This window comes from Pseudarthrobacter oxydans, assembly GCF_034258515.1.
In the GTDB taxonomy this organism is placed as follows: domain Bacteria; phylum Actinomycetota; class Actinomycetes; order Actinomycetales; family Micrococcaceae; genus Arthrobacter.
This window is the reverse complement of sequence record NZ_CP139438.1, coordinates 381582-395953: the sequence shown is the minus strand read 5'-3', so window position 1 is coordinate 395953 and position 14372 is coordinate 381582. Positions and strand designations below refer to the sequence as shown.

Here is a 14372-nt window from a genome sequence, read left to right as displayed (position 1 = left end):
GCAGGGGCGGCTCAGGTTTTGAGCGTGCCCCTGGCGATGCTGACGCTTGAATGGGCCGGATTGCCGTCCACGGGCTCGTCAGAGACGTCAACAATGGGGTACTCCGAGAGCTCCAGGCCGGCGGGCAGTTGGAAGGTCCCCGATTCGGAATTCATCACGCCCAGGCTCACCAGCCGTGAAAGGTCGGGGGCGATCAGCCAGACTTCCTGGTAGCCCTTCGCCTCGTCCTTGCTGAGCTGTACCTCCAAGGCACGGGAGCCGTCCGCCGCCTCCACCACCTTTGCCGAACCGGCGGCGGAGAACTGGGCAAGTGGTGCCAGGTCCGCCTCCGCAAGCGGCCGGGGCGCCTGGTTGAGCGACCACACAGCACCTGCGGTGACAAGCACGGCCGCCGCGGCAGCAGCCATCCAGGTTCCCGGGCGCTGCCACCAGGCTGCGCGCCGGGCCGGGCGGGTTCCGGCCCTGTCCTGCAGGGAAACAGGCTCCGCCGCGGCCTTGTGCCCGGCGCTGGCCAACGGATCTTCCTGCACAGACCCGGACAGGCCCAGTTCCCGATGGATCCCGGCCCACACGTGGGGGCCGGGGCGCTCGAGGCTGCCGGCATCCGGCGTGGTCTTTACCGCCTCCACCGCCCGGCGAAGCGCAGCAAAGTCTGCCGCGCACTCCGGGCAGACCCGCAGGTGCTCCCTGCCGCCGTCGTCCCAGTCGTCGTACAGGGCAAGGAGGCTCAACTCTTCCGGATCAAGATGCGGCATGGTTTACCTCCAATCTGTTTCTCAGGTGCGACAGGCTGCGGCGGATGTGGCTTTTGACGGTACCAAGGGGCAGGCCAAGTTTCCGCGATATCTGCTCATGGGTCAGGTCATCGTAGAAGGCAAGCTTCATGATGGACCCCTGGGGTTCGCCAAGCCTGTCCAGTTCCCCGTCCAGGAGGATCCTGTCCGCCAGGAGTTCCGCGTCTTCAAGGCCGTTCCCGGCTTCGTCGGCCAGGCCGGCTCCCGCCACCGCGAGGGCTTTCCGCGTTTCCCGGGCCGATGCGGACAGGGTGTCCGAGATGACATTCCGGGTGATGCCCACAATCCACGCCGGAAGCCTCGCAACCTGCGGATTGAAGGTGCTCCGGGAGCGCCACACGCGGATGAAGACCTCCTGGGTAACATCGTCCGCCGCCGAGCGGTCCGGCAGCGAACGCAATGCAAGGGTGTGCACCAGCGGCGCGAATTCACGGTAGGCGGCCGCCAGGGCGCGTTCGTCTCCGGCCAGGAAGGAGGGTGTGAGCTCATCTTCCCAACCCCGCGAAGCCTGGTCGGGAGGTACCAAACGTGGCTCCTTCGCGGCATCGGTGGCGAGGTTCAAGGCAGCATCACCGCTCACTCAAGGACCGCGGTGACAATCACATTGTCGCTGTAGTCCATTCGTTCGTCCAGCCATTCGCCGCCGCAGGTGACAACCTTGAGTTCATGCGGGCCCGAGCGCCGGAACACGGAGCTTCCGTCGAACCTGTCCTTGGCCATCAGTTCCACCCCGACCACCCGGTAGTTCAGGGCAGGGGCACCCTGCCGCCCTACCTGCACCAGGGTTCCTGCCGCCACCGTTTTCAGCTGCGAGAACGGTGCGGTGTCCGATTTCGTGTCGATGTGCCCCGCAATGACGGCAGTACCGGCCGCGGCTCCCGGGGCCGGGCCGAACCGGTACCAGCCCGCCCGGTCGAAGGCGTCCGGGATTTCCATGGCCCCGCCCTCCGCAACTCCCACCGGAACTACGGGCATGTCGATGGAAGTCCCGGCCACCGTGAGCGAAACCGGGGAAGGCTCCGCGGCCGTTGATTCCGGAGTGGCGGGCCGCACCGGAATCTCCGGAACCGGCGCAGTCCCGGCGGCTGAGCTTTCCCGCTGGGCTGGACTCGTCGCGCCAGCCTGGCTGGCTGCCGGCGGGGAGGCTGGAGCCTGCTGGGCCGGTTGCGCCGCGCAGCCGGGAAGCAGCAGTGCGGCCGCGAACAGGAGCCCGGCGACAGAAAAAGCGGAAGGACGACGGCGGCACTCCCCTGCCTTCGTCGTGATTGCCTTAACCTGTCCGGCATTGGCCGGGCCGGCGCCTGCCTTGCCGGCTTGTTGTATCGGGTCCATCTGTCCGGCCTTTCTTGCGTCCGCGCCTGGGCGGGAACCTGCATCTGATGGGACAAGGGGACGGCCGCCCGGCTTTCACCGGGCGGCCGTCAGCGGGGTCTACTCCGCCCGGCGGGCGGCCACGGTGCGGGCTACGCCCAGGCCGCCGATGAGCAGGGCCAGCGCTGCCGCTCCGAAACCGACCGCGAGTACTGCCGGGCCAGTCGAGGCAACATCGCCGGAGCCGTCACGGGCTCCAGGCACCGAGGCGGGAGCTGAGTGCAGGCCCTCGATGGTCTGGACGGCCAACTGGAGGTTCTTGTCCGCCAGGCTGCCCCAGGCGTACACGATGGTGTGCGTACCTTCAGCGATCGTGACGTCGGCCGGGCCGATCACCGGTGCCGTGGTTCCCGTGGCAGCGACTGCGGCCGAAACGGTGCCGGGGTCAAGCGTGAGGGTCTGTTCGTTCGGGTTGGCGAGGTTGGTAACAACGGCGGCACCGCCGGCGAGGACGTCCACGGCGGGAGCTGCCGCCGTGTGCCGGACGGTCAGTTTGCCTTTGCCGGCCTCGATCCGGGAAACGTTGTTGGTGAAGAGGTTGGCGGTGGGTTTGCCTGCTGCGTCGAGGTTGGCGACTGCGGTGTAGTTGCCGTTGGCGGCCAGGGTGACACTGACCGGGCCGATGACGGCCGCGGACGCGTCCGCGGCATCGGAGGCGGTGATGGCGAGTTCGTAGGCCCCTGGCGGCAGTGCCAGCGGGCCGGCAAGGCTGCCGGGAGTGAAGTCGTCCAGGGTCCGGTCTCCGTTGACCCAGACATCCACGGTCAAGCCCGGTACACCGTGGAGGACGGACAGCTGCGCGTCCCCCTCCGCAGCGTGGGCCGGGCCGGCGAGAGCGATGGCCGCCGCGATTGCCGCCACACCGGCGCCTGCTGTAAAAATCCTGTTGCGCATGTCCTTCTCCTTGATCGGCCCGCTGCGCGGGCGTTTTTGCTTACACCCCTACTACCGGCGCAGCATCAAGGTTGGATGCACTTGCATGGAAATTTGTTCAGGATTTTTCCGGTTGCGCGGGCGGTGCCGTGCTCGCCCGGAGGACCAGTTCCGGCGTGACCACAGTGGAGCTGACGTCGGCGCCGGCTTCGATCTCCTTAAGCATGATGTCCATGCAGCGCCGGCCCAGCTCCTCGAAGTCCTGCCGCACCGTGGTGAGCGGCGGGGTGAAGTACCCCGATTCCGGCTGGTCGTCGAACCCCACCACGGAGACGTCGTCGGGCACCCGGACCCCCGCTTCCGCGAAGGCGCGCAGCACGCCCAGGGCCATCTGGTCGTTGCCCACGAAGAGAGCCGTCGCGGTCCGGTCGGCCGCGAGCTTCCGGCCTGCCTCATACCCGCTGCCGGCACTCCAATCGCCCTGCACCAGGAGGTCGTCGGCCAGATCGGCAGCCCTGAGTGCCTCGCGCCAGCCTTCGGCGCGTTCTGAACCGTCCGTCCAGTCCTGCGGTCCGGCGATATGGCCGATCCGGCGGTGGCCCCGGCTGATCAGGTGCTCTACGGCGAGCTCGGCGCCGCGGCGCTGGTCCACCATGGCCCCGCTGACACTGCTGCTGCCAAGGGACCCCACCGCCACCACAGGCACGGGCAGGCGCATTTCTTCCAGGGCCAGCAGGGTGTCGGCGTGCGGCACCAGCACGGCAATTCCGTCAACGGCCTGGTCCATGAAGTGGTTGACGGCGTCGGAAATGGCATCCCTGCCTACCTCGCGGAGGGCTGCGATGCTGACAAAATAGCCGGCGTTCCGGGCGGCCTGTTCAACCCCCAGGAGTGTGTTGGCCGGACCGTATTGGGACAGCTCGCTGGCCAGGACGCCGATGGTCTGCGAGCGCCGGGTGACCAGGCTGCGGGCGGCGGTATTCCGGCGGTACCCCAGCTCGGCGATGGCGGCCTCCACCTTCGCGCGCGTCGATCCGCTGACATTGGGGTGGTTGTTGATCACCCGGGAGACTGTCTGGTGGGAAACCCCGGCCCTGTCCGCCACATCTTCAAGGCGCGGCATCCGCCCCTTGCTACTTTTTGCCATGTGCCTATTCTGCCTGCGTGCAGAGGATTGCGGCTTCCGCTCGGAGAAAAACACCCCAGGGGGTATAAGCTGGACGGAAGACCCGATCTATGGAGAAGTCCTTCTTTTCCCTCGCCCGATCACATTCACTGTCAAGCCCACCCAAGGAGAATCATGACGTACACGCTCAGCACCACCATCGCTCTTCCATGGGCCGAAGCCCTGGACCGCACCCGGGATGCCCTGTCAGCGCAGGGCTTCGGAGTACTCACGGAAATCGACGTCCGGTCCACCTTCGAAGCCAAGCTTGGCACCGAAGCCGCCGAGGCCGTCGGCGACTACGTCATCCTTGGCGCCTGCAACCCTGCGCTGGCCAGCCGGGCGCTTGCTGCAGAGCCGGAAATGGGCGCGCTCCTGCCCTGTAATGTCGTCGTACGCCGCAGCAAAGACGCGGGAGCCACCACTGTCGAGGCCATCGACCCCCAGACCATGGCCCGGCTTAGCGCTGCGCCGGCCGTCAAAGAGGTTGCCGACGACGCCGGTGCCCGGCTGCGCAAAGTCCTTGACGCCTTGAGCGACTAATCCGCCAGTCCCGGGCGCTGATGCTCGGATCCGGCATGAACTCAACGAAAAACCCCCGGTTCCCTGCAGGTGCAAGGAACCGGGGGTTTCCACTCTTCGCTAAAAGAGTGGGCCCTGTGGGGCTCGAACCCACGACCCACGGATTAAAAGTCCGATGCTCTACCAACTGAGCTAAAGGCCCCCGCCGAATGGTTCAGCGCCGTCGGCGCTGGCCAATACGGCCTAGTCCATTTCTGGACGTTAATACTCTAACCCATGGTTCCGGCGCGTTCGCACGACGCTGCCAAACCGCTGTCGGCCCGGAATCACGCGACGGCCGGGGAGCACGGATGCTCGATTTCCGCCTTGGCACAGGAGTAGCGTGGGGGCATGAGTGAGCAAGCAGGATCCAGTCCTTACGGCGGCGCGAACCGGCACCATAAGCCCAAGCCCTTCGCTCCCATCGACTTCGAGCCCTTTGCCGGGGGCGCGGATCCCGCGCGGGTCTCGGAGGCGGCCCACCTCGCGGCCCAGGCCTTGGTCCGCCACGGCCGCGACAGTGACGATCCCGTGGTCACTGAGCGCCTGGTGAAGCTCGCCGACGAGCAGGGGCTGGAAGCCATCGCGGAAATGTGGGCCGAAAGTCCCGCGCGTTCGCTTCCCGGCGCGTTGTGGCGCCTCTACGCCCTGCGTGCTGCGACGGTCCAGGACCCGGAGCGCATCTCGGTGTACTTCCGGGCCGGAAAGGACACTGCCCAGGTGTCCAACGTGGTGGCCGGAGCGGCCGAGCCACCGGGCGCCGATGAGATGCGGGCCATGGCGGATGCCATCCTCTCCGGCGCGTTCGACGGCGAGTTCGACGTCGCGCTGGAACGTTCCGCAGCCTTTTGCCGGGTTGTGGCACTCGGCCAGGCAACCATCGCCGACGGCGCCGAGCACGGCAACGAAGCGCACGCCAGCAAGCTCACCCGAAACTCGCACCAGCTGGTGAAGACCGCTGAGGACCTGGAACATGCCGCGAACGCGTGGCGGCTGGGCGAACTCGACTGAGACCGCCCTGCCTGCCCCGCCCTTGCCCAATCTGTCAAGATTGACTTGCGCCAGCCAAAGTAGAAAACTGAAATCGGTGCCGAGCCGCGAAACCCCCGGGCTTCAACAATTAGCCGCCTAGAGCGGCCTACCGCCGAGAGGCGTATCCGGTTCGGCACCATTTTTCTGCCACTTTTCCTGCCCGTCTTCCCAGACATTCCGGGCCTGTTTCCAAGCACCAAGTTACGGGCCGGTAGAGTTGGCTCAGTTGCGCGCCGGAGTCAAGTCACACGGCAGCAACACCCCGCCCGTACTTTTCCCCGGAGACCGGTAAACACGTGAAGCTGCGCCTTTTCCCCCAGGAGCCCGCCGGGCTGGACCTCCTTTCGCAGTTGGCCCAGCAGATTGTGCTGGCTGCCGCCACCCTGGCCGAAATTCTTGGCGTCCCTGCTGCTGAACACGGCAAGCTGGTAGAGGACATGCACAACCACGAGGCGAAGTCCGCGGAGCTGCACTTCGCCCTCCTGACGCATATGCGCTCCAGTTTCGTGAACCCGCTGCCCCGCGAGGACATGTACGCGCTCTCCCGCTACCTCAACGAGGCGATGGAGAAGATGGACGCGGCGGCAGAGCTGGTGGCCCTGTACAAGCTGGAGCGGCTGCCCAAGCGGGCCGCCGACCAGCTGGAGATCATCAGCCGGCAGGCCGAACTGACCGTGGATGCAATGCGCCGGCTCAATAACCTCGATGACCTCGAGGACTACTGGATCGAAATCCTCCGCCTCACCAAGCGCGCCGAACGCACCCACCGCGTATGGGTGGCGGACATGATCGCGGACATGAAATGGGCGCAGTATTCCCGCAACCGGGACATCGCCAACCAGCTGGTGGAAGTCACCAAGGACATGCGGCGGATCGCCACCCAGGTGGGCAGCCTCATCGTCAAGGAATCCTGAGGTGACGCCGGTCATTTTCGGCTTGGTGGTCCTGCTGTCCGCGGCGTTCGCCTTCCTCAACGGCTTCCGCGATGCCTCCACCTCCGTGGCGCTTGCCGTCCGCACCAGGGCCCTCACCCCCAGCGTCGCGGTCCTGCTGGCGGCCTTCTTCAACTTCATTGGCGCCCTGCTGAGCGCCGGGCTGGCTGTGGCCATCAGCCGGGCCTGGATCAGCCTTCCTCCGGGTCCGCAGGGCCTCAGCATCCTGGTGGCCGGCCTGGCAAGCGCGTGCGCATGGGGGATTTTGCTGTGGTGGCGGGGCATTCCCGCCTCATCCACCCACGCCTTGGTGGGCGGCCTTGCCGGCGCCGGCCTGGCCAGCCTGGCGGTGGGCGGCACCGGCGTCGGAGGGGTGGACCAGTCCCTGCTCTTCCAGGTTGTGCTTCCACTGGTGCTGTCCCCGCTCGTCGCCTACAGCGGCGCATTCATGCTGGTGTATCCGGCCACCTGGGCGGCCCGCTACACCCAGCCCAATGTGGTCAACCACCGCTTCCGCCGAAGCCAGGCAGTGGCGGCCGGGGCCGTGGCTTTTGGGCACGGCATACAGGACGGGCAGCGCGTCAGCGCCGTGCTGCTGCTGGCGCTGTTGGCCGCAGGGTATTCCGACGGCGGCTCGTTGCCCCTGTGGGTGATGTTGCTGACAGCGGTGATGATTGCCGCCGGGACCATGTTCGGCGGCTGGCGGATCTCGCACACGATCGGGTACAAGATCACCCGGGTGGATCCGCTGCGCGGGTCTGTTGCCCAGACTCTCAGCGCCGTGATGCTTTTTGTGGGTTCCATTGCGCTCCATTGGCCGTTGTCCACCACGCACACGGTGACTTCGGCAGTCCTCGGGGCGGGAGAGAACCAGCACTTTTCCGTGACCAACCGGAAGCTGGTGATCCGGATCGTGGGTCTCTGGGTCCTCACCCCCGCCGCCACGGCTGCACTGGCATTCGTGCTGGCTTTGGCGCTCACCCCGGTGGCTGGTTGAACCTGGTAGTGCCATGTCTTCATGCGGCGGCTTCATTGCCCTATACAGGCTGATCACGGTGACGTAGATTCGAAAGTAGGTTCTGGAATCCCGTACTTTCGCTTTCCCGGGCCGGACATCCGCCGCCGGGTGCAGGGCCGCGGACTGGGCTGCTGCAGCATATCGGCGGCATGGATGCACCTCGCGGAAAAGAGCAGGCATCATGTCTACTTCGAGGCCCCGGCATTCCCTGCCCCAGCCGCGGCAGCTTCGCTGCGAAACCTGCGGGACCGAACATCAATTGACCATCCACGCCATCAGTGCGATGGGGGCAGCCAACGGGGACCTGGTCACCGTTGGCTACACCTGCAACGACTGCGGGCTGTTCCAGGAGCACCTCGCCTATGCACGGGATGTGGCGGCGGCGTTGCACCAGGTGCGCCGGATGGCCCAGGTCATCCTGTTCGGCGACGAGTACATCCACTGCGGGTTTCCCATGGAGGAAGCCGAGTTCGAGATCGAACGGCTTTGCTACCGCAGCAGCGACAGCGGAGGGGGACTCAACGCGGTTTCGCTGCCCACGAGGGTCCTGCGCTGCCGGTGCGGCTTCCAGCTTGAAGTGCCGGAGTAGGCTAAAACCCCGTGGGCCAGGCTGGCGGGGCGTCCAGCAGGGCCGCTTCCAGTTCCTGGGACGTCATGTTGGCCGCCTGGAGGAGCGCGCCGTGGTCCACCCCGGAACTGGCTGCCTGCTGGACGGCTTCCCTGAGGGACTCGTGGGCGGCGTCGAGTTCCCACTGGATGCTCTCCAGGTAGGAACTGCTGCGCCAGACCGCAGAGAGGTGCTCCCCATCGGCAAAGGTTCCAGGCCCGTTGGGATGATGGCCCCTGAGGCCGTTTGCCGTCTGCGTCAAGGAAAGCTCCTATTTCTTCTAGTTACTAGCTCCCGAAGTATCTAGTCCAGCGTACTAAATTCCCCAAGTCCCCGCCAGCAGTTCCTTGGCGTCCTCCCTGGCAGCCGACAGCCCGAGCAGGAAGGGTTCCTCCTCGGGCTGTGGAGCGCCTGGACAAAAAGACGGCGGGTTATCCGAAGCGGCCGGAGACGTAGTCCTCGGTGGCCTTCTGGGTGGGGTTGCTGAAGATGGTGTGCGTGTCTCCCACCTCGATCAGCTTGCCTGGCTTGCCGGTGCCTGCGATGTTGAAGAAAGCGGTGCGGTCCGAGACGCGGGCTGCCTGCTGCATGTTGTGCGTCACGATCACCACCGTGTACTGGTCCTTGAGCTCATTGATGAGGTCCTCGATGGCCAGGGTGGAGATGGGGTCCAGCGCGGAACACGGCTCGTCCATGAGGATCACTTGCGGCTCCACGGCAATGGCACGGGCAATGCAGAGGCGCTGCTGCTGTCCGCCGGAAAGGCCTGAGCCTGGCTTCTCCAGGCGGTCCTTGACCTCGTTCCACAGGTTGGCGCCCTTCAGCGAGCGTTCCACCAGGACGTCGGCCTCACCCTTGGAGATCTTCTTGTTGTTAAGCTTCACTCCTGCCAGCACGTTGTCCCGGATGGACATGGTGGGGAACGGGTTGGGCCGCTGGAACACCATGCCGATCTGCGAGCGGACGGTCACGGGGTCCACGCCCGGGCCGTACAGGTTGTCGCCGTCGAGCAGGACCTCGCCCTCGACGCGCGCCCCCGGGAGGACCTCGTGCATGCGGTTCAGGGTGCGCAGGAAGGTGGACTTTCCGCAGCCCGAGGGTCCGATGAACGCGGTAACGGACTTGGCCTCGATGTTGATGGTGACGTCCTCTACGGCGAGGAAATCGCCGTAGTACACGTTCAGGTCCTTGACGTCGATGCGCTTAGACATGGTGTTCCTTCACTAACTGGTATGAATTGAAGTCTAGGTTCCGGCGGATAGGACCGGAAGGGACGCGGGCTGGAAACTGTCAGCGGCCCGTCTTGGGGGCGAAAACCTGGGCGATCAGGCGGGCGCCAAGGTTGAGGACCATGACCAGGATGATCAGCACGAGGGCCGCGCCCCAGGCACGCTGGGATGACGGATCCGGGTTGGCCGGCGACGTGGGGTTCAGGATCTGGGTGTAGATGAACGTGGGCAGCGAAGCCATCCAGCCGCTGAACACGTTGGAGTTGATGCTGGTGGCGAAGCCCGCGGTGACCAGGATGGGCGCCGTCTCACCGATGACGCGGGCGATCGCCAGGGTGACGCCTGAGGCAATGCCGGAAATCGCCGTCGGGATGACAACCTTGACGATGGTCCGCCACTTGCGCACGCCCAGGGCGTACGCGGCTTCGCGCAGTTCGTTGGGAACGATCTTCAGCATTTCCTCGCTGGAACGCACCACCACGGGGATCATGAGAACGGAAAGCGCGACCGCGGCAACGGCGCCGGTTTTGGTGCCGGGGCCGACAATGGCGAAGAAGAAGGCCGCCGCAAAGAGGCCTGCCACGATGGAAGGAATGCCGGTCATGACGTCAACGAAGAACGTGATGGCGCGGGCCAGCCGGCCGTCATTGCCGTACTCCACCAGGTAGATGGCCGTCAGCAGGCCCACCGGCACCGAGATGACCGTGGCCAGGAGGGTGATCTGGATGGTGCCGATAAGGGCGTGGTAAATACCGCCCAGGACCGGGGCGCCTTCCTCCGCGGCCCGGTTGTCGTAGACACCGGTGACCCCGTTCATGGACGTCGTGAGGAATCCCGGGTTGAGGAGTCCGGGAACGCCGTTGACCAGGACCGTCCAGATCACCGAAATGAGCGGCAGCAGGGCGATGAGGAAGGACCCCACCACCAGGCAGGTGGCCAGCTTGTCCTTTGCCTTGCGGGAGCCCTCCACGGCTGCGCTCCAGGACACCAGCCCGATGGCAAACAGCAACGCCGAGACGATGCCCCAGCCGACGGGGTTGAAGCCCACCAGGGCCATGATGGCGGCACCCAGGATCAGGGCTGCGGCAAGGACGACGTACGGCGCATACTTGGGCAGCTGGCCTTTGGTAAGTGCCGAGCGCTTGCTGCGCACAGGGGTAAGCGTGGAGGTCATTTAGTTGGCTCCCGAGAATTCTTTGTGCCGGGTGATGATCCAGCGCGCGATCATGTTCACGGCCAGGGTGATGACGAAGAGGACCAGGCCGGCAGCGATGAGGGTGCTGACCTTGAGCCCGCTGGCCTCCGGGAAGTTCAGGGCGATTTCGGCGGCGATGGTCTGGTTGCCGGACTGGATCAGGCTGGCGGTGAGGGCGCCGGAGGACAGCACCAGGGCGACTGCCATGGTCTCGCCGAGAGCACGGCCCAGGCCGAGCATGACGGCGCTGATGATGCCGGGCCGGGCGAACGGCAGGACGGACATCTTAATCATTTCCCAGCGCGTCGCGCCCAGGGCGAGCGCGGCTTCCTCGTGCAGCTTGGGGGTCTGCAGGAAGATTTCGCGGGACAGGGAGGTGATGATGGGCAGGACCATCACGGACAGGACGATGCCGGCGGTCAGGATGGTCTTGCCGGTTGCGGAAGCCGGACCCTGGAAGATCGGCAGCCAGCCCATGTTGGCGGCCAGCCAGTTGTAGGCGGGCGAGATTTCCCTCGCCAGGAAGGCCGCACCCCAGGCGCCGTAGATGACGGACGGGATGGCGGCCAGCAGGTCCACCACGTAGCCGAGGCCGGAAGCGAGTCCGCGGGGGGCGAAGTGCGAGATGAACAGGGCGACGCCGATGGCGATGGGCGTGGCAATGACCAGGGCGATGACCGCAGCGATAAGCGTGCCGATCACGATGGGCCAGATGTAGGCGAAGAAGCCGGCGCCGCCCTGGATTTTGTCGGCCGGCGCGGTCAGCGCGGGGATTGCCTGCACTACCAGGAAGAGTGCGACGCCGAAGAGGACGGCAAGAATGAGGCAGCCGGCGGCCAGCGCGGCGCCCGAGAAGATTTTGTCCCCGGCGCGCCCGGCGCCTTGGGTACTTGTCAGGGGGGTGGCGGTCATTCGACGGCCCTTCGGTTGGTAGCTGATTCAGGAAAGATGTGTTGTCCAATGCCAAGTTCCCCGCACTGCCTTTCGGCAGGCGGGGAACCCGGGTTCAGAGCGGTTATTAGGACTTGACCTTGATGGAGTCGATAGCCGCAGTTGCCTTCTCTGCAAGGGTAGAGGAAAGCGGGGCCGACTTGGCGGAGTCCGCGGCGGCCTGCTGGCCTTCCTCGGAAACTACGTAGTTTTCGAAGGCCTTGACCAGGTCAACGGTTTCCTGCTTGTCGTAGGCGCTGCAGACCACGTGGTAGGAAACCAGCACCACCGGGTAGGCACCCGATGCGGTGGTCTTGCGGTCCAGCTTGATGGCGACGTCGTTGGCTGAACGGCCTTCAACGGCCTTGCCTGCCTCGACGGCCTTGGCTGCGGCGTCGGCGGAGATCTTGACGAACTCGCTGCCCACCTTGATGGAGGCGGTGCCGAGCTTGCCGCCCACAGCTGAGTCATCAGCGTAGGTCACGGCGCCGGGGGTGTCGGTGACGGTCTTGACCACACCGGAGGTGCCCTTGGCGTTTTCGCCCTGCAGGGTGGCAGGCCATACGCCGGAGGACTTGTCCGTCCAGACCTCGGGTGCTGCAGAGGCCAGGTAGTCGGTGAAGTTGGTGGTGGTACCGGAGTCATCCGAGCGGTTCACCGGGGTGACCTTGAGGTCCGGCAGGCTGACGCCCTCGTTCAGGGCGGCGATGGAGGGATCGTTCCACTTGGCGATTTCGCCGCGGAAGATCTTGGCAACCGTGGTTGCATCCAGCTTCAGGTCCGTGATGCCGGGCAGGTTGAAGGCCACGGCGATCGGGGAGATGTAGACCGGGATGTTGATGGCGCCGTCGGGACCGCACACGGCCTTGGAGGCCTCGAGCTCTTCGTCCTTGAGGTAGGCGTCCGAACCGGCGAACTGGGCTGAGCCGTCGATGATGGCCTTGCGGCCGGCGCCGGAGCCGTCCGGGGAGTACTGCACGGTGGCGCCCTGGTTTGCGGAGGCGAAGCCTGCCTTCCACGCGTCCATGGCTGCACCGGTGGAGGATGCGCCGATGCCGGTCAGGGTGCCGGTGACCTTGGGGCCGGAAGAGGCCTGGTTGCCGGTGGGCGAGGTGTTCGTGGCGTTGTCTGAACCGCAGGAGGTAAGCGCGAGAGCGCCGGCTGCGATGACAGCGATAGCCGCGTGGCGGCCGAAGCGGAGTGCCTTCACTAGATGTACCCCTTCCAGGGTTTTTCAGTTGCGGTCAGGGACGGAGAACCCTGCTGCGCGATGCGTACGTTTTGTACCTTCATCGAAGTTAGGGTCCGCAGGTAACGGGATGGGCTGCCCAAGGTTAACGGAGGATTAACGGCGGCGGGATATTGGTTGACATATGCCCGGTCACCATTGCGCAGATCACATGTTCGGCCGTAAGGCGCCGCGCACCGGAAAATAAAACGGGGCCGGCAGCAAATACACTGGACGGCATGGCTCCCGCAGCAGGACTCTCAGCAGGCAGGCGGTTCCTGCGCGGCCGCTTCCGCACAGGCCTGATCCGCAGCCGGAACTCCCTGCTCCCGGCGGTCCAGATGACCGTCTGCGCCGTGGGAGCTTACGCTTTCGCGGAGTACGTGCTGGGGCATTCCGGCCCCCTGTTCGCGGCCACGTCATCCCTGATTGCCCTTGGTTTCTCCCGGGAGCCCAGGCTGCGGCGGGTGGTGGAGGTTGGCCTGGGCTGCACCATCGGCATTGCGGTGGGCGACCTGCTCCTGCACTGGCTGGGCCCCGGGATCTGGCAGGCCGCCGTCGTCCTTCTTTTCTCCATCCTGCTGGCCCGCTTCCTGGACAGCGGCAATATCTTCACCACCCAGCTGGGCCTGCAATCGCTGCTGGTCGTCCTGCTCCCCGCGCCGGCCGGCGGGCCTTTCACGCGGAGCATCGACGCCGTGGTGGGCGGACTGTTTGCCCTGCTGGTAACCATCCTCGTCCCCAAGGATCCGCGCCGCGAACCCCGCAAGGACGTGAAGAATCTCCTCCACGAGCTTGCCGAGGTGCTGCGCGAATGCGCCAACGCCCTGGACAACAGCGATTCCACCCAGGCCTGGCACGCCCTGATCCGGGGAAGGAACTGCCAGCCGCTGGTGGACGCCATGCGCCAGTCGCTGCGCACCTCCGGCGAGGTGGCCAGGCTGGCCCCCGCCTACCGGAGGCACCGGGAGGAACTGGACCAGCTGAAACAGTCGCTGGACTTCATCGACCTGGCGCTGCGGAACAGCCGCGTCTTCGCGCGCCGGCTTACCAGTGCCATCAACCATGCGGCGCTTTCGGATGAAGCCACGGAAAACATCGCGGAGGTGCTGCAGGAGACCGCTGCCGCCATCGACGAGCTTTCGCTCGGCTTGGCGGAAACGCACGACGGCGTCCGCCGCGCCCACATGCGCACGGCCCGCCGGGACCTCAGCGAGATCGCCCTGCGCCTGCACCCCAAGCTCCTGGAAGTGCAGCGGCTGGAGGGCGAAACGGTGGTGATGCTGTACCGGCCGCTGATGGTGGACCTGCTGGAGGCCACGGGCATGGACGCGAGCGAGGCCCGGGACGTGCTGCCGGCGCTGTAGTGGCCGGTGGCCCTAAGTAACCGGGGGTGGGCCTGGAGGACATCTTCCTGCAGCCTGAGGGCGGTGCCAC

At 66.0% G+C, this 14372-nt stretch carries 16 protein-coding genes and 1 tRNA gene; 6 read left to right on the top strand and 11 right to left on the bottom strand.

All coding sequences use genetic code 11. The features are described from left to right. Nucleotides 1-11: 11 nt before the first annotated feature. The 5 genes from SMD14_RS01765 to SMD14_RS01745 all read right to left on the bottom strand — a co-directional run bounded on the left by SMD14_RS01765 (nt 12) and on the right by SMD14_RS01745 (nt 4185). Complete coding sequence (locus SMD14_RS01765; protein ID WP_321215103.1) at nt 12-755, bottom strand: anti-sigma factor; 744 nt, start codon at nt 753-755, stop codon at nt 12-14. After that, complete coding sequence (locus SMD14_RS01760) at nt 742-1320, bottom strand: sigma-70 family RNA polymerase sigma factor (protein WP_321215102.1); 579 nt, start codon at nt 1318-1320, stop codon at nt 742-744. The genes SMD14_RS01765 and SMD14_RS01760 overlap by 14 nt, the downstream gene beginning before the upstream one ends. A gap of 50 nt (nt 1321-1370) precedes the next feature. Then, nucleotides 1371-2126 carry a class F sortase gene (locus tag SMD14_RS01755; RefSeq protein WP_321215101.1) on the bottom strand — a complete coding sequence of 252 codons (756 nt, stop codon included), beginning with the start codon at nt 2124-2126 and terminating at the stop codon, nt 1371-1373. 99 nt (nt 2127-2225) lie between these two features. Then, nucleotides 2226-3059, bottom strand: a complete 834-nt coding sequence (locus SMD14_RS01750; protein ID WP_321215100.1) for a DUF4397 domain-containing protein — start codon at nt 3057-3059, stop codon at nt 2226-2228. Nucleotides 3060-3156: 97 nt separating this feature from the next. Continuing rightward, complete coding sequence (locus SMD14_RS01745; protein ID WP_321215099.1) at nt 3157-4185, bottom strand: LacI family DNA-binding transcriptional regulator; 1029 nt, start codon at nt 4183-4185, stop codon at nt 3157-3159. Between the two features lie 153 nt (nt 4186-4338). Here SMD14_RS01745 and SMD14_RS01740 point away from each other — a divergent pair, with 153 nt between their 5' ends. Beyond that, nucleotides 4339-4746 (top strand): DUF302 domain-containing protein, encoded by a 408-nt coding sequence (locus SMD14_RS01740; protein ID WP_321215098.1) that lies wholly within the window; start codon nt 4339-4341, stop codon nt 4744-4746. Between the two features lie 108 nt (nt 4747-4854). On the opposite strand, the gene SMD14_RS01735 is transcribed toward SMD14_RS01740, so the two are convergent. Then, a tRNA-Lys gene (locus SMD14_RS01735) sits at nt 4855-4927 on the bottom strand. Between the two features lie 188 nt (nt 4928-5115). Here SMD14_RS01735 and SMD14_RS01730 point away from each other — a divergent pair. The 4 genes from SMD14_RS01730 to SMD14_RS01715 all read left to right on the top strand — a co-directional run bounded on the left by SMD14_RS01730 (nt 5116) and on the right by SMD14_RS01715 (nt 8335). Beyond that, the gene (locus tag SMD14_RS01730) at nt 5116-5775 is read left to right on the top strand and encodes a hypothetical protein (RefSeq protein ID WP_157239667.1); all 660 of its coding nucleotides are present in this window, start codon (nt 5116-5118) and stop codon (nt 5773-5775) included. 317 nt (nt 5776-6092) lie between these two features. Beyond that, nucleotides 6093-6710, top strand: a complete 618-nt coding sequence (locus SMD14_RS01725) for a nuclease PIN (protein ID WP_321215097.1) — start codon at nt 6093-6095, stop codon at nt 6708-6710. A gap of 1 nt (nt 6711) precedes the next feature. Beyond that, nucleotides 6712-7725, top strand: a complete 1014-nt coding sequence (locus SMD14_RS01720) for an inorganic phosphate transporter (RefSeq protein ID WP_321215096.1) — start codon at nt 6712-6714, stop codon at nt 7723-7725. Between the two features lie 202 nt (nt 7726-7927). After that, the gene (locus SMD14_RS01715; RefSeq protein ID WP_157239668.1) at nt 7928-8335 is read left to right on the top strand and encodes a hypothetical protein; all 408 of its coding nucleotides are present in this window, start codon (nt 7928-7930) and stop codon (nt 8333-8335) included. Between the two features lies 1 nt (nt 8336). Here the strand turns inward: SMD14_RS01715 and SMD14_RS01710 are convergent, their stop codons facing one another. The 5 genes from SMD14_RS01710 to pstS all read right to left on the bottom strand — a co-directional run bounded on the left by SMD14_RS01710 (nt 8337) and on the right by pstS (nt 12917). Further along, entirely contained in the window at nt 8337-8615 is a 279-nt protein-coding gene (locus SMD14_RS01710; protein WP_157239670.1) for a hypothetical protein, read from the bottom strand. Nucleotides 8616-8784: 169 nt separating this feature from the next. Beyond that, on the bottom strand, nt 8785-9564 hold the full coding sequence (gene pstB / locus SMD14_RS01705) for a phosphate ABC transporter ATP-binding protein PstB (RefSeq protein ID WP_009357830.1): 780 nt from the start codon (nt 9562-9564) through the stop codon (nt 8785-8787). A gap of 79 nt (nt 9565-9643) precedes the next feature. Next, nucleotides 9644-10756 (bottom strand): phosphate ABC transporter permease PstA, encoded by a 1113-nt coding sequence (gene pstA / locus SMD14_RS01700; RefSeq protein WP_321215095.1) that lies wholly within the window; start codon nt 10754-10756, stop codon nt 9644-9646. Further along, nucleotides 10757-11689 carry a phosphate ABC transporter permease subunit PstC gene (pstC, locus tag SMD14_RS01695; protein ID WP_157239674.1) on the bottom strand — a complete coding sequence of 311 codons (933 nt, stop codon included), beginning with the start codon at nt 11687-11689 and terminating at the stop codon, nt 10757-10759. Between the two features lie 106 nt (nt 11690-11795). Continuing rightward, complete coding sequence (pstS, locus tag SMD14_RS01690; protein WP_321215094.1) at nt 11796-12917, bottom strand: phosphate ABC transporter substrate-binding protein PstS; 1122 nt, start codon at nt 12915-12917, stop codon at nt 11796-11798. 257 nt (nt 12918-13174) lie between these two features. On the opposite strand from pstS, the gene SMD14_RS01685 reads away from it, so the two are divergent. Then, complete coding sequence (locus SMD14_RS01685; protein WP_157239678.1) at nt 13175-14302, top strand: aromatic acid exporter family protein; 1128 nt, start codon at nt 13175-13177, stop codon at nt 14300-14302. The last annotated feature ends 70 nt before the right edge of the window (nt 14303-14372 follow it).